The sequence below is a fragment of the Ruegeria sp. BG11 genome, from assembly GCF_056538565.1.
Genome location: NZ_JBQFTH010000016.1, coordinates 1 through 20,304, shown reverse-complemented (window position 1 = coordinate 20,304; position 20,304 = coordinate 1). Strand labels below are relative to the sequence as shown.

At 59.8% G+C, this 20,304-nt stretch carries 18 protein-coding genes; 6 read left to right on the top strand and 12 right to left on the bottom strand.

Annotated elements, in window-relative coordinates; all coding sequences use genetic code 11:
* Positions 1-55 precede the first annotated feature (55 nt).
* Positions 56-646: an HD domain-containing protein gene (locus tag ACR0JF_RS20740; RefSeq protein ID WP_170556449.1), complete on the top strand. Its 591-nt coding sequence runs from the start codon at positions 56-58 to the stop codon at positions 644-646.
* Here ACR0JF_RS20740 and speB read toward each other — a convergent pair.
* The 10 genes from speB to ACR0JF_RS20690 all read right to left on the bottom strand — a co-directional run bounded on the left by speB (position 643) and on the right by ACR0JF_RS20690 (position 11,686).
* Positions 643-1,485: an agmatinase gene (gene speB / locus ACR0JF_RS20735; protein WP_170662798.1), complete on the bottom strand. Its 843-nt coding sequence runs from the start codon at positions 1,483-1,485 to the stop codon at positions 643-645. The two genes, ACR0JF_RS20740 and speB, sit on opposite strands and share 4 nt — an antisense overlap.
* Entirely contained in the window at positions 1,482-2,651 is a 1,170-nt protein-coding gene (gene nspC, locus ACR0JF_RS20730; protein WP_170662800.1) for a carboxynorspermidine decarboxylase, read from the bottom strand. Before nspC ends, speB begins: the two co-directional genes overlap by 4 nt.
* Before the next feature lie 84 nt (positions 2,652-2,735).
* Positions 2,736-3,947 (bottom strand): saccharopine dehydrogenase family protein, encoded by a 1,212-nt coding sequence (locus ACR0JF_RS20725; RefSeq protein WP_170662802.1) that lies wholly within the window; start codon positions 3,945-3,947, stop codon positions 2,736-2,738.
* Positions 3,948-3,961: 14 nt separating this feature from the next.
* Positions 3,962-5,851, bottom strand: a complete 1,890-nt coding sequence (gene speA / locus ACR0JF_RS20720) for a biosynthetic arginine decarboxylase (RefSeq protein ID WP_170662804.1) — start codon at positions 5,849-5,851, stop codon at positions 3,962-3,964.
* 101 nt (positions 5,852-5,952) lie between these two features.
* Positions 5,953-7,038 (bottom strand): DUF1513 domain-containing protein, encoded by a 1,086-nt coding sequence (locus ACR0JF_RS20715; RefSeq protein WP_170747567.1) that lies wholly within the window; start codon positions 7,036-7,038, stop codon positions 5,953-5,955.
* Between the two features lie 3 nt (positions 7,039-7,041).
* Positions 7,042-8,052 (bottom strand): imelysin family protein, encoded by a 1,011-nt coding sequence (locus ACR0JF_RS20710; protein WP_170662808.1) that lies wholly within the window; start codon positions 8,050-8,052, stop codon positions 7,042-7,044.
* A gap of 3 nt (positions 8,053-8,055) precedes the next feature.
* Positions 8,056-9,603: a di-heme oxidoredictase family protein gene (locus tag ACR0JF_RS20705; protein WP_170662810.1), complete on the bottom strand. Its 1,548-nt coding sequence runs from the start codon at positions 9,601-9,603 to the stop codon at positions 8,056-8,058.
* Positions 9,563-10,048: a bacterioferritin gene (bfr, locus tag ACR0JF_RS20700; RefSeq protein WP_170642156.1), complete on the bottom strand. Its 486-nt coding sequence runs from the start codon at positions 10,046-10,048 to the stop codon at positions 9,563-9,565. Before bfr ends, ACR0JF_RS20705 begins: the two co-directional genes overlap by 41 nt.
* Positions 9,996-10,289 (bottom strand): (2Fe-2S)-binding protein, encoded by a 294-nt coding sequence (locus tag ACR0JF_RS20695; protein WP_170468500.1) that lies wholly within the window; start codon positions 10,287-10,289, stop codon positions 9,996-9,998. Before ACR0JF_RS20695 ends, bfr begins: the two co-directional genes overlap by 53 nt.
* A 125-nt stretch (positions 10,290-10,414) precedes the next feature.
* Entirely contained in the window at positions 10,415-11,686 is a 1,272-nt protein-coding gene (locus tag ACR0JF_RS20690) for an imelysin family protein (protein WP_170662831.1), read from the bottom strand.
* Between the two features lie 237 nt (positions 11,687-11,923).
* Between ACR0JF_RS20690 and ACR0JF_RS20685 the strand changes: the two genes are divergently transcribed.
* Positions 11,924-12,463, top strand: a complete 540-nt coding sequence (locus tag ACR0JF_RS20685; protein ID WP_170662812.1) for a ZrgA family zinc uptake protein — start codon at positions 11,924-11,926, stop codon at positions 12,461-12,463.
* Positions 12,464-12,841: 378 nt separating this feature from the next.
* Here ACR0JF_RS20685 and ACR0JF_RS20680 read toward each other — a convergent pair whose 3' ends face one another.
* Positions 12,842-13,792 carry a GlxA family transcriptional regulator gene (locus ACR0JF_RS20680; RefSeq protein WP_170662814.1) on the bottom strand — a complete coding sequence of 317 codons (951 nt, stop codon included), beginning with the start codon at positions 13,790-13,792 and terminating at the stop codon, positions 12,842-12,844.
* A gap of 163 nt (positions 13,793-13,955) precedes the next feature.
* On the opposite strand from ACR0JF_RS20680, the gene ACR0JF_RS20675 reads away from it, so the two are divergent.
* Genes ACR0JF_RS20675 through ACR0JF_RS20660 form a run of 4 tightly spaced genes read left to right on the top strand, consistent with a single transcriptional unit; the run spans position 13,956 to position 18,440 of the window.
* Positions 13,956-14,666 carry a GntR family transcriptional regulator gene (locus ACR0JF_RS20675; protein WP_170662816.1) on the top strand — a complete coding sequence of 237 codons (711 nt, stop codon included), beginning with the start codon at positions 13,956-13,958 and terminating at the stop codon, positions 14,664-14,666.
* A 7-nt stretch (positions 14,667-14,673) separates the two neighbouring features.
* Complete coding sequence (locus ACR0JF_RS20670) at positions 14,674-15,603, top strand: dihydrodipicolinate synthase family protein (protein WP_170662818.1); 930 nt, start codon at positions 14,674-14,676, stop codon at positions 15,601-15,603.
* A gap of 3 nt (positions 15,604-15,606) precedes the next feature.
* On the top strand, positions 15,607-17,103 hold the full coding sequence (locus ACR0JF_RS20665) for an aldehyde dehydrogenase (RefSeq protein ID WP_170662820.1): 1,497 nt from the start codon (positions 15,607-15,609) through the stop codon (positions 17,101-17,103).
* Positions 17,100-18,440: an NAD(P)/FAD-dependent oxidoreductase gene (locus ACR0JF_RS20660; protein WP_170662822.1), complete on the top strand. Its 1,341-nt coding sequence runs from the start codon at positions 17,100-17,102 to the stop codon at positions 18,438-18,440. Before ACR0JF_RS20665 ends, ACR0JF_RS20660 begins: the two co-directional genes overlap by 4 nt.
* A gap of 135 nt (positions 18,441-18,575) precedes the next feature.
* Here ACR0JF_RS20660 and ACR0JF_RS20655 read toward each other — a convergent pair whose 3' ends face one another.
* Positions 18,576-20,123 (bottom strand): trimethylamine methyltransferase family protein, encoded by a 1,548-nt coding sequence (locus ACR0JF_RS20655; RefSeq protein WP_480669795.1) that lies wholly within the window; start codon positions 20,121-20,123, stop codon positions 18,576-18,578.
* Positions 20,124-20,304: the final 181 nt, after the last annotated feature.

Genomic DNA, 20,304 nt, shown 5'->3' with positions numbered 1-20,304 from the left:
TTTTTTAGCACGCAAGTCGAGATATCCTATTCTCAATCAAGTCAGAGGACATGCCATGCTGGACAAAAGCCACAAGCCGACCTGGACCAGTTTTGAAGAGGCCACAAAGGCCGATTGGGACGCCGTTATGGACTATGAAGAGGCCTATAATGCCGCTTTGCCAGACCGAATTCTGGACGCGATCCGTTCTTTGGATGAGGAGTGGACGCCGTATCCTGTGAACCGCTATCAACACTCTTTGCAAGCCGCGACGCGGGCCTATGAAGATGGCGCGGATGAGGAGCTTGTGGTCGCCGCGCTGATCCATGACACGGGCGATATCCTGTCGCCATACAACCATGGCGAGCTTTCAGCGGCGATGATGAAGCCCTATGTCAGCGAGAAAACCCATTGGATTCTCAAGCATCACTGTGTGTTTCAGGGCTACTACTACAACCACCATCTTGGCGGAGATCGCAACGCGCGCGACAAGTATCGCGACAGCCCCTATTGGGAGGACTGCCGCTATTTCTGCCATGAATACGATCAGAAGGCGTTTGACCCGAACTACCCGACCAAACCGCTGGAGTTCTTCGAGCCCATGTTACGCCGCGTGTTGAACAAGGGCGAAGGTCACATGGAGCTGAACGAAACCTCTGAGAGTTAACAGGCCGCCATCAGGCGATAGACGATCTGCGCGGCGGTGAAATCCCAGGCAGCATTGCCGTCGGGGGCCAGTTCGACAACGTCGAAGCCCACGCATTTGCGGCCCTTCAGGGCGTGTTCGACCAGCCGCAGCGCCTGATAGTATCCCAAACCGCCCGGCACGGGTGTTCCTGTGGCAGGCATTTGGGACGGGTCCAGACCGTCCACGTCAAAGCTGACATAGACCAGCTCGGGGAAGTCCTCGGGCAGGTCGACGGCGTGGATGTTGTCGGTGACCAGTTCCTCGGCGTCGACGTGGAAGACATGGTGTTTCAGACGGCTTTTGGCCTCTTCGGTTGAAAACGCGCGCACGCCGAACTGCGTCAGCCGCACGCCTTCTTCAGCCAGCAGATGCATGACCGAGGCGTGAGAGTGTTTCTCGCCCTGATACGCGTTGCGCAAATCAGCATGGGCGTCGATCTGGACGATCCCGATCGGTTGGTTCAGCGCCCGCGCCACGCCCATCACCGCGCCGTAGCTGAGCGAGTGTTCTCCGCCCAGAGTCACGGGCACCTTGCCCGCACGAATGGCGGCTTCGGTCCGTTGGGCGAGGCGTTCCATCACCTCGGGCAAGGGGCCGTCACAATCCAGGTGGGCTTCGGTATAGATACCCTCGACGCAGGGTTCTGCATGGCCGGTGATGCGTTCCAGCTCATTGCTGGCTTCGATGATAGCCTCGGGGCCTTTGGCGGTTCCGGAACCATAAGAAACCGTGCGTTCCAGCGGCACCGGGATCACGCGAAAGCGCGCGTCTTCCAAACGCTCAGCTTCGGTCAGTTCACTGTCGAGGAAAATGCTCATGAGAGGCGGTCCTTAAAGTCGTCATAGCCGAACTGTTTGATGATCTTCAGCTCGTTCGTTTCGCTGTTCCATAGGGCGATGGTCGGCAGGGGAACACCGTTGAAGGTGTTGGTTTTGACCATCGAGTAATGCGCCTGATCGAGGAAGGCAAAGCGTTGCCCGATCTCCAGCGGCTTGTCCCATGTGTAGTCGCCGATCACATCGCCTGCCAGGCATGATGGCCCGCCCAGACGGTAAGTGTGACCCGCCTCGGTCTCGTCCATCAGGGCGGGGCGATAGGGGGCCTCGATCACGTCGGGCATATGGCAGGTGGCCGAGATATCGGTGATCGCAAGGGTCATGCCATTGGTTGGCAGGTCGAGGATTTCTCCGACCAGAATGCCCGCGTCCAACGCGACGGCCTCGCCGGGTTCGAGGTAGACGTCGACATTGTATTTCGCGCGGATGGATTTGATGAATTCCACCAACCCGTCACGGTCGTAGTCATCGCGGGTGATGTGGTGACCGCCACCGAAGTTCAGCCATTTGAGCTGACCGAGGAAAGGTTTGAGTTTCGGCTCAACGGCAGCCCATGTGCGTTTCAGGGGTTCGAATCCCTGTTCGCAGAGCGTGTGCATGTGCAATCCGTCCACGCCGGTCAGGGTCTCGGCAGCTAGTTGGCTGACAGGAGTGCCGAGGCGCGAGCAGGGTGCGCACGGGTCGTATTTCGGAATCTCGCCTTCGGAGTGTTCGGGGTTGATGCGCAGGCCGATCTGCACATTGGCCGCTTGGGCTTTGGCGAGGAACCGGTCTTTTTGAGCGGGCGAGTTGAAGATGATGTGGTCGGACAGCGACAGGATTTCATCGATATCCGTATCCTTGTACCCGGCGCAGAAGGTTGCGACCTCGCCGCCATATTCCTCGCGGCCCAGACGTGCTTCATAGATGCCAGAGGCGCAGGTGCCTCCGAGGTGTTGGCGCACCAGCGGGGCCAGTGAGAACATGGAAAACGCCTTGAGCGCGCTCAGGACATTTGCGCCGGACCGGGTGCCGATATCTGACAAAATTGTCAGGTTCCGCTCGACAGCTTTTTCGTCGACCACGAAGCAGGGGCTGGGGACGCGGCTGAAGTCGAATTTGCGGAAGGCGCCGGCGTCACCGGCTTGGGTCGTCATCATGTCGGACATGTCCGGCGTCTCCGATTGTGGTGAGGCCGGGGGGCCAGCCCCCCGGACCCCCCGGGATGTTTTTGGCCAGATGAAGTTCTGGATCTAGAACTCGATGGGGCCGTCGAGTTCGTGCACCTGCCATGGGAGGCCTTGGGTGTTCAGCATGTCCATGAAGTCGTCCGGGTCGAGCTGTTCCATGTTCCACACGCCCGGCTCGCGCCAGTTGCCTTTCAGAACCTGAGCCGCACCGATCATTGCTGGGACGCCGGTGGTGTAGCTGACGGCCTGAGAACCGACCTCGGCGTAGCATTCCTCGTGGTCGCAGATGTTGTAGATGTAGTAGGTCTTTTCGCCCGAGCCGTCCTTGGCCTGACCCGTGGCGATGTCGCCGATGCAGGCTTTGCCCTTGGTTTCCGCGCCCAGATCGCCGGGGTCAGGCAGCAGGGTTTTCAGGAACTGGATCGGGATGATTTCCTTACCGTCATGCATCACCGGATCGATGCGGGTCATGCCCACGTTTTCCAGCACCTTGGCGTGCATGATGTACGCGTCACCGAAGGTCATCCAGAAGCGGGCGCGCTCGATCTCGGGGAAGTGGGTGCTGAGCGACTCCAGTTCCTCGTGATACATCAGGTACATGTTCTTGGGGCCAATGGCGGGGAAGTCGAACTCGACCTTGTGGGTCATGGCAGGGGAGTGTTTCCACTCCCCACCTTCCCAGTGGCGGACCTCGGCCAGCACTTCGCGCAGGTTGATCTCGGGGTTGAAGTTGGTGGCGAATTCCTGATCGTTGCTACCACCATTGGCGTCCAGCACGTCGATCTGGCGAATGGTGTCGAGCTTGTGCTTTTTGAGCCATTTCGCGAAGACGGACGTCACACCCGGATCGAAACCCGAGCCGAGGATGGCGGTCAGGCCGGCCGCTTTGAAGCGTTCCTGATAAGCCCACTGCCAATGGTATTCGAACTTGGCCTCATCCTCGGGCTCGTAATTCGCGGTGTCGAGGTAGTGGATCCCGGCCTCAAGGCAGGCATCCATCAGCACCAGATCCTGATAGGGCAGGGCAAGGTTGACGAGAATCTCGGCCCCGGTCTCCTTGATCAGCTTGACCGTGTCTTCGACCTTGTAGGCGTCCAGTTCAGCGGTCTTGATGTCTACACCGACGCGATCTTTAACGGCTGCCGCGATAGCGTCGCATTTCGATTTCGTGCGGCTGGCCAGAGTGATCTCGGTGAAGATATCCGAGTTCATCGCCATCTTATGCACAGCTGCGTGGGATACGCCGCCCGCGCCGACAACCAGTGTTTTGCCCATGGTCTGTCTCCTTCTTATTCGTAATAGGTGTAGCCGTTGATCGAGTCGCGATAGGCGCCCATCAGGGTTTTGCGGTCCTTGGCTTGCAGAGTACCGGTCGAGATCGCCTCGTCCACCATTTTGCGGAAGGCGGCGACACAGTCTTGGGGGTCGAATTCAACGTAGGACAGCACCTGACTGATCGTGTCGCCCTCTTGCTCGTGCAGCAGGTCGAACCCGCCATCGGCGCGTAGGTCGATGGTGACGACATTGGTATCGCCAAACAGGTTATGCAGATCGCCTAGCGTTTCCTGGTAGGCACCGACGAAGAAGACGCCCATGAAGTATTCGCCCTCATCCGGGAGCGAATGCACCGGCAGGCTAGGCGAGACCCCGTCGGCCAGAATGAACTGGTCGATCTTGCCGTCGCTGTCGCAAGTGATATCGGACAGCACGGCACGGCGGTCGGGTGTTGAGTTCAGACCTTGCAGCGGGACGATCGGGTGCAGTTGGTCGATGGCCCAGACATCGGGCAGGGATTGGAACAGCGAGAAGTTGCAGTGATAGATATCGGCCACTTTCTCAAGCTGGTCATCGACATCCGTTTCCAGATCATCACTGGCGGCAAGCGCCTTGAGGCGGGCCATCAGTGACAGATAGATGCGTTCGGCCCGGGCCATCTGGCGCAGATCTACGTATCCACGGCGGAACAGGGCGCGCAGCTCGTTGCGGTAGAATGTGGCGTCGTTCCAGCATTCCTGCAGGCGGTCTTTGCTGAGGTACCCGTGTACCGCAGCAAGGTCCGAGACCAGATGGTTGTCATCAGGCTCTACATCCGGCGCGGTGGGCGCATCGTAAAGCGTAGTCTCCAGCACGTTGAAGACCAGCATAGATGAGGTCGCCACCACGGCGCGGCCGCTTTCGGTGACAAGCGTAGGGTGCGCAATTTCGGCCTCGTCCATGGCATAGGCCACGGTTTCGACTACGTTGGCGCAGTATTCCTCGATCGTGTAGTTGATCGAGTTCTCGGCCGCCTTTTTCTCGCCCGTATAGTCCACGCCCATGCCGCCGCCGAGGTCCAGATGGGTCAGCGGCACGCCTTCGCGCGTGAGTTCGGTGTAGTAGCGACAGGCCTCGCCCACGGCGCGGCGGACGTCGTTCACGTCCTGCACCTGGCTGCCAAGATGCGAGTGCTGCAGCTTGAGGCAATGCAACAGACCCGCTTCGCGCAGTTTGTCCACAGTGGCGACCAACTGATCGGTGTTCATGCCAAAGGCCGAGCGATCGCCCGAGCTTTCTTCCCACTTGCCGCTGATCTGGTTTGTCAGTTTGACCCGCACGCCGATAAGAGGTTCGATGCAAAGTTCCTTGTAGACCTCGATCACCGTGTCCGCCTCTTTCGGGCTTTCCAGAACGATGACGGTATTGAACCCGATCTTGCGGGACAGGATCGCCAATTGGATGAACTCGGCATCCTTGACGCCATTGCAGACGATCAGCGCCTCAGGGGCCAGACGATGCGCAAGAGCCACGACCAGTTCGGGCTTTGATCCGGCCTCGAGGCCATAGTTGTATTTCTTACCGAACTCGACGATGCGGTCGACCACCTGCGCCTGCTGGTTCACCTTGATAGGAAACACGCCGCGATAGGGGCCTTTGTAGCCCACCCGCGCGATGGCGTCGGCAAAGCTCTCGTTCAGATGCGCGATCTCGTGTTCCAGATACGAACTGACGCGCAGGAGCATCGGCGCCTTGATCCCACGGTCATCCAGATCGCTGAGGATACCGGGCAGGCTGATCGCCGCTGTGTCCGGAGACATCGGATTGCGCAGACCGATCTCGCCCTGCTCCGTCACCTCGATGAGGCCTTTGCCCCATTTCTCAACTCCGTAGATGGTATGCGGTGCGTCGGGCGTGTGTTTCAATCAAGTCAGTCCTTAACTCAGAGGTGCCGGTTTCGCGCCCGCCAATACGGCAGCATCTTGATTCGTCCAAGTGTAAACTATGTGACAGCGATTGCCGAATGTTACACGTGCGCGCGGATCGGGATCAGGTGATTGTCCCATTGGCAATCGGGGCGGGCCAGAACCCGCGCGCGGAGCCCGTCTACAGCGCCAAACGTGCCCGTGCCGGTGGTGAAGACCAGCCCGTCCGGACCTGCGCCCAGACCGCAGACATCCTCCAGTTCGAAAGCTCTTGTGAAGCTGCCACCTACTACATCGAACAGATGCAGCGCATTTCCGCGTGGGCAGGTTATGGCGACCTCGGTCCCGCTGGCTGAGAAGGCGATGCTGCCAGCATAGCCTTGCAAGGTGTTTTGGAAGTCTTCCGGTGCGGACAGAAGTTGCGGAGGCGCGCCCCGACGGTGCAGGCCCAACAGGGGCGGGTGCTTGGTCTGGCTGCCCTGCCACTGCATCGCGAACCCGACCAGCCCGTCGTTGCGCACGCTGAGATGGCGGATGGAGTTCTTGTGCGAGTCGCCCGGCAACTCGACCCGTTCAAGCAGGTTCCCGGACAGGTCAAGATAGGTTAGGTTCGGCTGCATGACGGGCAGGTTCAGCTTGGTCCGCCCGGTCTCGGGGTGGGTCTCGATCCCGCCATTGGCGATCACAAGGCTTTTGCCATCCGGCATCAGGCGCATGTCATGTGGACCAACGCCGCCCGACGACACCTCTCCCAGACGTTCAAAGCTGGTGGCATCCCATACGCTGATGCGGCCTTCGCCAGCCTCATAGTCGTTTTCGGTAGCAAAGAACCGGGTGCCGTCCGCCGTGAACGTTCCGTGACCGTAGAAATGCCGCCCCTCGGGGGCCTGTAGCCGTGCAAGCTCCCGCCCGGTGGCGCAGTCGATGACCAGAGCAAACGTGCCGGGACGACGGGCAAAGGCCACGGCCTGCGCTTTGCGGGGGTGTGCGGCGGCGGCGTGGCCTCTTGCAGGCAGGGGCAGCGAGAACAGGATGTCTCCTCCCTCATCCAGACCGGCCAGACGGAACGAGCCATCCGGAAACAGCCCGGCGGCCAGAAAGGCGGGCGCCCCGACCGAGGCCCACCCCGTTGCGGGCGCAAGGCTTGCAGCCGCAAGACCGGCCAGGAAGTGGCGGCGGTTGGTCATGGTTCAATCCCCGTCGAGAGAGTTGAACCCGGCGCTGATGCCGAGGGTTGGGCCAAGCTCGGTCGTGGCGATGGTGCGGATGTCATTCACCGCCTGTTGCAGCGCTTCGACCCGGAACCGGCCTGCGGGATCTGCTACGCCAGCGAAGGCGGGGTCGTCGATGGACCGGGCGCTTTTGATTGCGCGATTGAAGGCCACGTCCAGATCCTGCGCAATCTCGGGATGGTCGGCGGACAGACGCGCCGCAAGATCCTGCAGCGCAATCAGAGACAGCTCGACATGACGCAAGGCGCGTTCCGAGCGGCGGGCTTCGGCCCTGTTGGGGCGAGGGCGGTCGAAAGTGCCAAGAGGGCGGCCCAATCGGGTCTCGGCGGTGAATTGCAGCCCGGTTGAGAGCGCTTTGAACAGCTCCTGCATCGCCTCATCCTGCGTGCGGTACGGGCTGTCGCCCCCCGGCTGTTCTAGCTTCACCGCATAGCTTTGCCATTCTTCCGCCATCGCGTCGGCATTTGCGTCGATATCGGCCGTGATGGCCCGGATCAGAGCGCATCGGTAGGCGGCACTGCCCTGATCAGCGAATTTGGGGTCGTATAGCATTTGCTCCAGCGCAAAGAACCCGCGCCCCGCGACCGAGGTTTCGGCATAGGCGGCCGTGTCGTTCACCGCAGGGTCTTCGGCCGCGATATGTTGCGAGAGGGCCTTGGGCGTGAAGCCTTTCGTGTCCGGCCAAAAGGCCATGGCAAAGGCGCGGTCGTCGGCCTCGGTGGGGCCAAAGCGCATATGGCTGGCCGATATCCACGCGTCAAATGCGGTGCCATAGGTCGCGCGCAGAGCCTCTGATTGAGGGGCGCAATCGGATTGGGATGCGGCGGACAAAGCCTCGGTCGCGTCTGCCAATTCAGCAAAGCGCGGCAGAATATGCGCGGCAGGCACATCCGTCAGGATCGCTGTACGGTCTTGGGCTGACGCCGCCAGAGGGGCAGTGAGGGCAATGGCAAAAGCAAATATTCGCATGGGTCAAAGACTTTCGAGAAAACGGATAAGGGCGTCGCGGTCGGCTTTGGGCATGGTCACGACAGTATCGTGGGCAGATTGCGCCTCGCCCCCGTGCCAAAGCACGGCCTCCAGCAGGGTGCGGGCACGCCCGTCATGCAGGAATTCGGTATGGCCGGACACACGCTGTGTCAGGCCAATCCCCCAGAGGGGCGGCGTGCGCCATTCACGGCCTGTGGCGCGGGCTTCGGGGCGATTGTCGGCCAGACCGTCGCCCATGTCATGCAGCAGCAGGTCGGTATAGGGCCAGATCAGCTGAAAACTATGCTCGGGCCGGTCTTCCAGGCGATGGGTGACATGGGCCGGGGTATGGCAGGCGGCGCAGCCTGTGGTGTGGAACACCTCTTTCCCGCGCAGCACTTGCGGGTCATCCACATCCCGGCGACCCGGAACGCCCAGATTGCGGCTGTAGAAGGCCACGAGGTCCATGCCGACCTGATCAACCTCGAAAACGCGCACATCGCCGTCGCCATGCGGGGCCTTTACGCAATTGACCTGCGCATCGGTGCAATCTCCGTAAGGGGCGGGAAACAGCGGGGTCGAGATGCCGATATCACCTGCAAACGCCGCCGCCGATTGCTCCATGACCGTGGGCATACCGGCTTTGTGGCCAAAGCGGCCCATCATCGGGGCGCCAAACTCGGTCGACCAGACAATGTTCGCGCGGCCCGAGATGCCATCGCCATCCGCATCATCGGGGTCGGCATTGGCCAGCAGGTCTTCGACCGGGATCGCCTCAAGCAGACCGAGGCCGATCATCTGCGGCGCAACGCGCGGGCTAAGCATGGCGTCGGGGTGCAACGGGCCGTATCCCAGATCGGCAGCCGTGTAGGTGGGACGGCGGAGCGAGGCGGTTTCGCCCTCTGACAGCGCAACCGGGATCTCTTCGTAGGTAACCTCTAAACGGTATTCTGCAGGATGCCCGGCCAGCGCGAAATCCTGCATCTGGCCGCCATAATTAGGCTCGGGCAGGGTAGCGAGATAGTCTTCGATCCCTTCCGGCGCGTCCTGAGGGCTGCCGGGAATGGACACGCGCAGGAACATCGAGATGGCGTTGTCATCCGGCCCGTTCGGTGTATGCCCGCGCCCATCCTTGATGTGACAGCGCTGGCATGAACGCGCGTTGTACAGCGGCCCAAGGCCATCAGACGCGAGAGTCGAAGAGGGCGACGAGACCCAGATTTTCTTGAACAATCCGTTGCCGACCTTGAAGTCCAGCTCTTGTTCAAAGCTCAGGTTCTTGGACGGTTGCGAAAACGCATCCGCGTTGTTGCGCACACGCACGGTTGCGGCCCCGGTAGGCAACTCTTCGAACCTTTGCGGCGCGCTAAAATCCTGCGGCGGTGCAGTGACACCGGCAATGCGGGCGCGTTCGTCTTCGGTACGTGGGGTGAAGTTGAGGTGAAGGTCCTGCAGCTCGGCTGACAGGGAAGGGGTGGCCGCAGTTGCGACCACCAAGAGGGCGAGAATACTATTCTTCGGCGTCCATTTTCGCGGCGTTGAGTTGCGCATAATTGGCGTCGCCAATCCGTTCGTACAGATCGAGTTGCGTTTCGAGGAAGTCGATATGACCTTCTTCATCGCTGATCAGTTCCTCAAACAGCGACATAGAGACATAGTCTCCCGCCTCGCGGCAATATTCCCGCGCTTCGACATACAATGTGCGGGCATCGTGTTCGGCGGCCAGATCGCATTCCAGCGTTTCCTTGGGATTCTGCCCGATCCGCAGAGGGTCGAGCTTTTGCAGGTTCGGGTGGCCTTCCAGAAAGATGATCCGTTCGATCAGCTTGTCCGCATGCCCCATTTCTTCGATGCTTTCTTCGCGGCTTTTCTTGGCCATATGGACCAGGCCCCAGTCCTCCTGAAGCCGGTAGTGCAGCCAATACTGGCTGACAGCTGTCAGTTCATGCCGCAGGGATTTGTTGAGATACTCTATGACCTTGGGATCGCCCTTCATCTGCCTTCTCCTGTGATAGGCCGGTGCGTAACGCACGCAGCTGCATGGGGACTTCCAGATTATCGTCGGTTCGCATCGTGTCTAGGAAAAGCGGCATGCACCCGCCACAGTCGGCAGATTTCCCGAGCGCGTGGTAGATCTTGCCCGGGGTTATGATCGCTTGCGGGTCAGAGGTCCGCATCCAGTCGATAGCGGCCCGGATGTCGTGGTCGGAGATGTTTGTGCAGTGGCAGACGATCATGGCGAATCGAGGCTCGTTGGGTTTCTTACTTAATTAGTAAGGTAATTCTTTCAAGTCCAGTCACCTTGTAGTGGCCGGGTTGCCGGAGGCGTCGTTTTGCCGACGCCTCCGGCCCCTTAACACGTCTAGTGGAAAACCGCGTCAGGGTTGTCCAAGCTGTCCGATCCTTCGAACTCGATACCATCGAGGTCGAGGGTCGATACGATACGCTCGATGGTTTTGGTCTGGTCGACCAGACCGTTGACCCCACCCATGATCAGCGCTTCGCCACCGGCGTTGCCGCGTTCCAGCATCTGGTCGTAGGCGAAACCGGCCTCGGCGGTCGATTTGATCCGGCCCAGAGCTTGCATGGTGGTCGACAGTTTTGCCTTCATCTCGGTGTCCAGAGCCGGGTCAGCAGAGATCACCAGATCCGACAGAGATGCGCCCGAGATCGGGGTGCCGTCGATGCGGGTATAGCTGCCCAGATAGACGTTCTGGATGCCAAGGCCATCGTAGTAGTGGCTGTTGTGGGTGTTGTCGGCAAAGCAATCATGCTCTTCCTCGGGGTCGTTCAGCATCAGGCCTAGGCGCATACGCTCACCCGCCTGTTCGCCGTAGGACAGCGAGCCCATGCCGGTCAGAATGGCACTGATGCCTGCGGATTCGTTCTCGGTCAGGGCGGCGCGTGCATCGCCACCTTCGGCCCACTGGGCGGTCATCCATTCCAGATCGCTGACCAGAAGGTCGGTTGCGGCGCTCAGGTATTGCGCACGACGGTCGCAGTTGCCGTTGGTGCAGTCGTCGCCTTTGGCATAGTCGGTGGCCGGGCGGTTGCCTGCGCCTGCGCCGTGGCCGTTCAGGTCCTGACCCCACAGCAGGAATTCGATGGCGTGGTAGCCGGTGGCGACGTTGGCCTCGATCCCGTCGGCTTCGTGCAGGGTATCTGCCAGCAATTCGGGGGTGATCTCGTTCGCGTCAATCGCGGTTCCCGAAAGCTCGAAGTTCGGGTTTGCGATGACATTGAGAACGGCGAATTCGTTCTCGTCAGTGGCGCCGCCGTAGGAGGCGTCGACATAGTCGATCAGGCCTTCGTCCAGCGGCCACGCATTTACTTTGCCTTCCCAAGCATCGACGATGGCGTTGCCAAAGCGGTAGACCTCGGTCTGCTGATAGGGGACGCGGGCGGCAATCCAGGCCGCGCGGGCGGCATTCAGCGTGGCGTCCGACGGGTCGGCGATCAGTGCGTTGACGGCGTTTTGCAGCGCTTTGGCGGCGATCAGGCTGTCATCATATTTGGCTTCTGCAATATCGGCGTAAGTGTCCAGCACGTCCGCTTTTGCAGGAGCGTCACCGGCCGATGCGGCGGTGGCCACGCATAGGGTCAGAGTGCTGGCGGCAGCAAAGAATTTCGTCATTGGGTTCAGGTCTTTCATGTCAGAAATCTCGTTCAGGTGCGTCCAAAAGGGGCTGCACTTGCACGCGTATAGCTGAGTGAAATAGTCGGCAATGTCAACCTGAGTTTTATTGTCGGATTTACTGCAGGGGCGCTACATCCCCATATCTGGTGGGTCTGATACACACCGTCGCGATTGCGCCATGTTCGTATAAAGTTAGACTAATCCATGTGATTCTATTGCGAGTGGTGTGAGTTCATGAAGTGGTTGAGTGCTTCGATCGGTTTGTGTGCAGCAACCGTCCAGGCATGGGCAGGGGATCAGGTGCCCGCGCAGAGTGCTGTTGCGGGGTCGTTGGATATTTCCTTTGAGGAAACACAGTTCAGCGTGTCTTTGGCGGTCCCGAGCGAGGATATACTGGGATTTGACCATCGCGCTGCAGATGACGCGGATCGGTCCGCGGTCGCGGATGCCATTTCGTCCTTGTCAAAACCGTTAACCCTTTTCGTTGTTCCTGAACAGGCTGGGTGCGCCACGGCGTCGGCCAATGTGTCGTTAACGGGCGAAGGGCTTGGGTCGGATGCAGACGCGGTGGGTGCACCCGAGTTTCTGGCCGAGTATGTTATTCAGTGTTCGGACATGGCCGCTCTGGACACGATTGAGTTCGCGTATTTTGAGCGTTTTGATCAAGTTTCGACGCTCGATATCACCGCATCGTCGCAAGGCGTTACGCGGCGCGTCCATGTGAACTCGCAATCGCCGGTCCTTGATGTCTCGGCGTTGCAAGGCGCGGACTAACACTGCCTCCACGCTTATTGAAAAGGGTTTCGGCAGGATGGGTCTACCAGCAAAGTAGACAAGCTCGAAAGTCGGATCGGAATCACCTGGGGCCTGAGTGGGTACATGGGTGCTTATGCGTGCACAAAACACTCAACTCTGACCCGGATTCTGATCAAATTCCGCAAAATTAATGTTTGTGTCGGAAAGAAACCAAGATCTGACACGAATTGGCAATAGTTGTGCCAACATTCGTCGGTACCACCACACTATCCTACCGAGGTGTTGACTAGTCCGATTTTAATGAGGGGGTTCTCGAAGGGATCGGGGGATGAGTGTGGATGTGCCCAGTATCGGGCGGATCAGGACGCTCTCCCCCAGTGGTGGGTTTGCTTGATTTCAGTCAATCTTGTTGCGCTGTGCGTGAGGTGTGACGCCAAAACTCAGGCGAAACACGCGTGAGAAATGGCCCGGATTCTCGAATCCACAGGCCATGGCGACCTCGGTCACAGAGGCCTCGGTTTGCAACAGCAGCTTTTGCGCGCGTTCCAGACGCATCTCCATAAAGTACTTTTTGGGCGAGGTATTCAGGTATTTCCCGAAAAGCCGTTCGAGCTGCCGTGTCGAAATACCGAGCTCATCTGCAATCGCAGAGGGCGAGACTGGCGTTTCGATGTTGTTTCGCATGACCTCAATCGCTTTGGACAGATGGATGTTGCGCATGCCGTTGCGCGACTGCAGAGAAACCCGCTGTTTGGCCGTTGCGTTGCGCACGGCGTTGTAGACCATCTGATCGGCCACATCCATGGCCAGCTCGACCCCGTGGTCTCGTTCGATCAAGTGCAACATCAGGTCGGCGGTCGCCGTTCCGCCCGATGCGGTGATGTGCTTTTCGTCGGCTACAAATACGCTGCGTACCAGGTTCACATCGGGAAACGCTTCGGTGAAGGCGTCATGGTATTCCCAGTGAATGGCGGCCTGCATTTCGTTCAGAAAACCGGCCTCGGCCAAAAGCCAAGCGCCCGAACAGAGCGCGCCGATCGCCGTTCCTCTTGCCCGTTCACGCCGCAGCAAAGCCAGCAGAGGTTTGGAGGCGTGGTTCCGCATGTGGATGCCAGACAGCACGAAAATCTGATCAGATTTGGGCAGGCTATCGAATCCGCCATGCACTAGTGTCACCGACCCGTTGGAGCAGACAGCGTGCTCACCATGCTCAGACACAAAAGACCAGCTGTAGAGATCCTGCCCGCTGACCAGGTTGGCGATCCGCAAGGGCTCGACCGCGCAGGAAAACGCGAGGTGCGAGAACTCCTCGATCAGAATGAAAGTGATGTGGCTGGGATCGGGCATGGCGGTCTTTGCGCTTCCGGGCTGCTGGTTGGTTTCGATATTATTCGCAGGTCGCCTATGCTGCACGAAAATTAATTGTATACAAGTTGTATTTTAATCGCATACAACACCCTTGGCTTGGCGATCTCGATTCGCCAAGCGGCTGCAACAATGGGATAGGCGGATGAAGGACGAAGCGCGTTCGCGCAAATCTGAGCTTGCAGAACACCTCAAGGTTTCGATTCTGACCTTGCGGCTACAGCCTGGCGCCGATCTGGATGAGGCGCATCTGTCCGAAGCATTCGGCCTGTCGCGAACCCCGCTGCGCGAAGTGTTTCGGCAATTGGCCGGTGAGGGATATTTGGACCAGCGCGCCAACCGCAGCACGCGCGTATCCGAGATGTCGCATACCACGCTGAGGGATTTCTTTCTGGCGGCTCCGATGGTGTATGGCGCCATCCTGAGGCTGGCCGCGCGCAACGCTCTGCCGGATCAGCTTGACGCCTTGAAGGATGCACAACGGTCTTTTTGTTCGGCTCTGCAGTCGGGCTCGGCCGAGGATCGCGCGCTGGCCAATAACCGGTTTCACGATGTCACGGGGCAGATGTCCGGCAATGTATATCTGTTGCCCTCCTTCAATCGCCTTTTGATAGACCATGCCCGGATCGGGATGACCTTTTACAGACCGCGCAACACGGGTCTGACCGAAAACCTGACTGAAGCCAGCCGTCAGCACGACGCCATCATCGCCGCCATCGAGGCGGGCGATGAGGCGGCTGCTGCGCAACTGGCCGAGGACCATTGGAACCTGTCTCGCGATCAGATTGAGCTGTTCGTGATGCCTGATGCGCTGGATGTCCCGATGGGAATCCCGCCTCTTTCGAAACCTGTATGAGGACGGAATGAACCCGATTTTCAAGTTTGAGGGGATCTATACCCCTGTGGTCACGCCCTATCACGAGGATGGCAGCGTGAATTGGGACGCTTTTTCCGACGTGATCGAATACCTGATCGCCAGTGGCGTTCATGGGCTGATCTCGGGCGGCTCGACCGGCGAAAACTATGCCCAGACCGTGGAAGAGCGGCTGGAATTGGCCAAGTTCACGCATGCGCAGTTGAAAGGTCGTCTGCCTCTGGTCGTCGGGACCGGGGCGATGCTGACGCCGGACTCGATTGCGCTGGCCTCGGGGGCGCGTGAGATCGGAGCAGATTCGATCCTACTGGCAAGCCCGCCCTATTCGGTGCCCACAGATCGTGAGAATGCGCTAAACGCGCTGGCCATCGACAAGGCCGCTGACCTGCCGGTGATGCTGTACAATTACCCGCACCGCACCGGGACGATGATGGGAGAAGAGTTCCTCGACCGTGTGGGTCGCAGCCGGAATTTCTGTGGCATCAAGGAAAGCTCGGGCGATATCAACCGGGTGCATCTGCTGGCGCGCGACTATCCACATATCCAACTGGGATGTGGCATGGACGATCAGGCGCTGGAGTTCTTCGCCTGGGGCGCGCCGTTCTGGGTGTGCGGCGGGTCGAACTTCCTGCCGGAAGAACATGTGGCGCTGTACAACGCCTGCGTGATCGAAGGAGATTTCGCAAAAGGCCGCAGGATCATGAGCGCGATGATGCCGCTGATGCGGGTGCTGGAGCAGGGCGGCAAGTTCATTCAGACCATTAAACATGGTGTCACCATGAACGGCATAGATGCGGGCGCAATGCGGGCTCCGCTGAAGGGGCTGAACAAGGATGACAAGCGCGCGCTGGAACAGGTGACGCGCGTGTTGAAGAAAACAATCGCTGATATCGTAGCTGAAAAGAAGATTGGGGGCTAAGGCATGGAATTGCTGACACAGGACGAATACAAATCCATCGCCGCAGACCTGACTCTGCCGACCGGAGCATTCATTGACGGCGCGTACCGCCCGGCGATCTCGGGCGAGACGTTCGAAACGGTGAACCCCGCGACCGGAGAGAAGCTGGCCGATATTGCCGCTTGCGGCGCTGCGGATGTTGATTTCGCGGTCGAAAAAGCGCGCGAAGCCTTTGACGATGGGCGGTGGTCTAAACTGCATCCCTCGGACCGCAAGGACGTGTTGATCCGGCTCTGCAAACTGATGACCCGCAACGCCCGTGAACTTGCGGTGATGGAGAGCATCGACAGCGGCAAGACCATCTATGACTGCGAAACCGTGGACGTGCCCGAAACGATTCACTGTCTGAAATGGCACGCGGAAGCAATCGACAAGATCTACGATCAGGTCTCACCCGCCAGCGATGACCATATCGCCATGGTTGTACGTGAGCCGATTGGCGTGGTGGGTCTGGTGCTGCCGTGGAACTTCCCGCTGCTCATGCTGGCCTGGAAAATCGGACCGGCTCTGGCGGCAGGTTGCTCGGTCGTTGTGAAGCCCGCAGCCGAGACCACATTGACCGCGCTGCGTCTGGCCGAACTGGCAATGGAAGCGGGCCTGCCGCGGGGCGTTCTGAACATAGTCCCCGGTGGCGGCGCCGCTGTGGGTGAGCCGATTGGGCGGCATATGGATGTCGACATGGTCTCGTTCACCGGCTCGACCGTGACCGGCAAACGGTTCTTGACCTACTCGGCTGAAAGCAACGCCAAAGAGGTGGTGCTGGAGATGGGAGGTAAGAACCCGGCCATCGTAATGGACGACGCCGAAAACCTGGATCGCGTGGCCGCGCATATCGTCAATGGTGCGTTCTGGAACATGGGCGAGAACTGCTCGGCCTCATCACGGCTGATCGTGCACAAGGACGTAAAGGCTGAGCTGCTGGAGCGCATCGCCCATCACGCCAAGCAGTGGAACATTGGCGACCCGCTGGACCCGGAAACCCGTATGGGCGCGCTGGTCAGCGAAGGGCACTACAACAAAGTGTGTGGCTATCTGGATCAGGCCGAGAACGTAGTGATTGGCGGCAAAGCCAAAAAAGGGTTTGTCGAAGCCACCGTCGTCGAAGTCTCTGGCAATGACGCCACTCTGGCGCGTGAGGAGATCTTTGGCCCCGTCCTGTCGGTAATTGAGGTCTCGGGCTTTGATGAGGCCATCAAGATCGCCAATGATACGGAATATGGTCTCTGCGCCTCGATTTTCACGGCCAACGCGAAACGCGCGATCCGAGGCGCTCGGGCGATCCGGGCAGGGACAGTGACCGTGAACAGCTTTGGCGAAGGGGATATCACCACGCCCTTTGGCGGCTACAAGCAGTCCGGCTTCGGCGGGCGCGACAACTCCGTCCATGCGCATGATCAGTACACCCAGTTGAAAACCATCTGGATTGATCTGGCCGATGATGCGGATGAGGCCGTCGATTGAGCGCATACTCAGCACGCAAACTGCCAACCCATCGCGGCCCTGCGGCCTGGAGCGCCATCCTCGGCGCCCAGCCGCCCGCGGTGGAGTTGGACAAGGACATGACGGCTGATGTCGTAGTCGTCGGTGCCGGCTTTGCCGGTTTGTCGGCGGCGCGGCGTCTGACCCAGTTGGACCCCAAGGCGCGTGTGGTCGTGCTTGAGGCCGGTCGCGTGGCCGAAGGGGCCGCAGGGCGAAACTCGGGCTTCATGATCGATCTGCCGCATGACCTTGCATCGGATGACTATGCAGGTGCGGGGGACGACAAGACCATGATCGCGCTCAACCGGCAGGCCATCGCATTCGCGCGCTCCGCGGTTGAGCAATACCAGATCGACCGCAACTTTTTCGACGAAGTGGGCAAGGTCAACGGAGCGTTTGGCGACACGGGCCATGCGCACAATGTCAGCTATGCGCGGCATTTGGAAACTCTAGGCGAAACCAGCGAGATGCTGAACCCCGCGCAGATGCACGAGCTCACCGGATCACGGCACTATCAATCGGGCCTTTTCACGCCCGGAACGGTCATGCTGCAACCGGCGGGCTATGTTCGTGGGTTGGCTGCTGGGTTGGCCGGGGATGGGGTTGCCATTTTCGAAAACTCGCCCGTTTTGGGGTTTGAAAAACGCTCTAGCGACTGGGTGGTGCGGACTGGGAAAGGCACCGTCAGCACAGGCAACATCATCCTGACGGTCAATGGTCATCTGGAAAGCTTCGGGATCGAACGTGACCGGTTGATGCAGCTGTTCCTCTTTGCCTCCATGACGCCCGAGTTGGACGCCGATGCGCTGGCCCGTTTGGGCGGGCAGCCGCGCTGGGGTGTGACGCCCTCTGACCCGATGGGAACGACCATGCGCAGGATCGACACCGGGCAGGGCGGCAATCGCATTGTCACCCGGACCTGCGCGGCGTTGCGCCCCGGCATGGCTGCAACCTCCCGCGATCTGGCGCGCGCCGCCAAAGTGATGCAGCGCAAGTTCGATCACCGGTGCCCGCAACTGGCGGGGCTGAGGATGGAGCATCAATGGGCCGGTCACCTGTGCCTCAGCCTTAATGGTGTCTCCGTCGCCCGAGAGATCGAGCCGGGCGTATATTCCGGTTGTGTCCAGAACGGACTAGGCACTGCACGCGGGACCCTGACCGGGATCGCCGCAGCCGAGAGCGTCTGTGGCCACAGTTCCGACATCACAAGTTTTTTCGAAGCTGAAGACACCCCCAAACGCCTGCCGCCCCAGCCGTTTCGGGAAATCGGGGCGAATGCAGTGTTGCGTTGGAAAGAATGGCGCGCGCGGGATGAATAGGCTTGGTGGGCTCAACTGAGCCTGCCGCCACCTAGCGGCCTGAGACATGCACGTTCTCTCGCCTGTTGCAGCACTAGCAAATTTGCAAAAAAAGGCCCGCCCTGAATGGTGGGCGGGCCCGTAGGGGAGTTGGTATCAGTAGGTTTGGTTCAACTCATCCGCTGCCGGAATTTCCCGTTCCCGGCGCGCGATATAGTCCAGAAGTTCTTCGTTTTTGGCCTCGTCCAGCTTTGGCTCCTGATACTCGGCCAGCAGTTTCTTGGCGTGTTTGAGGGCGCGTTCCGTGATCTCAACGCTGCCTTCGGCCTGCCATTGTTCGATCGAGTTGTTGTCGAAGAGCTCGGGCATGAAGAACGCTGTCTGGAAGTTGTCCTGCGTGTGCGGATGGCCCAGATAGTGGCCGCCCGGGCCGACATCCGGAACGGCGGCCAAGGCCTGATCGAAATCGCCCCATTTGGGACCTTCCGCCATGCGATAGGCCATCGCGCATTGTTCCGAATCCACAATGAACTTGGCGACCGAGCAATGCATGCCGGCCTCGTTCCAGCCCGCCGAGTGCCAGATGTAATTGGCCCCGGCATGCAGAACCGCGCTGAGCGTCGTGGCAGATTCGTAGCCAGCCTGTGCGTCAAACGTTTTGGCACCGCCCAGCGTGTTCGAGGTGCGCCAGGGAACATCATAGAACCGCGCCATCTGACCGATCATGAAGTTCATCAAGCTGATCTCGGGCGTACCCGCCATCGGCGCGCCGGATTTCATCGACACGGTCGACAGGTAGTGACCCCAGATCGCGGGCGCCCCTTTGCGAACCACCTGCGTATAGGCCAGCGCAGACAGCGCCTCGGCTGTCAATTGGGCTACAGTGGCAGGCACAGAGGCAGGCGTGTTCGCGCCACCCAGAACGAAGGGTGAGCAGAGGACTGGCTGATTGCGGCGGCAGAAGGCACGCATCGCACCCAGCATCGTTTCATCCCAGACCAGAGGGCTGTTGCCGTTGCAGTTGCCGGTGGTCACGGGGTGGCTATCGATGAACTCATCCCCAAACAGGATCGCGCACATATCCATCACGTCCTCGGCATTCTTGGGCGAGGTGGTCATGCCCATGAACATCTTGTCCGAGTATTTCATCGACGAGTAGGTGATGCGCAGGTGGCGTTGGCTGATCGGATGATCATAAGGCTCGACGATGTGGTGGGCTGAGCTATGCAGCGCGGGCATCATATGGCTGAGCTTGTGGAACATCGCCAAATCTTCCAGCAGCGGGTTGCGGCGCACATCGTCCAGATCGCGCAGGAAAGGCGCGCCGGTCATCGGTACAAAGACCGAGTGCTTGCCGCCCAGCTTGACGTTATTGGCTGGGTTGCGCGCGTGATAGGTAAACTGTGCCGGAATAGTCGAGATAAGCTCGCGCACCATGTTGCGGTCCAGATAGACTAATTCGCCGTCAACCTTGGCACCGGCTTTCTTCCAGTCTTCCAGCGCAATCGGGTCGCGGAACTGAACGCCGACATTTTCCAGAATGTCCATGGCGGCATTGTCGATCATCTCGACCTGGCTGCCGTCCATCACCTCGCATTCGGGGATCGCGCGGGTCAGGCCCGGCAGCATTTCAAAGTTCGGAGCTGTGCGTTGCGCGCGCCTCGCCGCGCGGCCTCCGGAACGTGATTGGGTTCGAATATTCAAAGGGCAATCCTCCATCTTGGAACCAAAATGACGGATTCGCTGCGCGCTGACCTCTCTGATAGCGATATGTGCTTGCAGGATGCGACACGCAAAAGCGCCGCCCTGTGTTTGGGCGGCGCTTGGCTTGTTTGTGTTTTGGTGGGTTTATTCTGCGGCCTGTGGTGCCTCGGCGTGTTTGTCA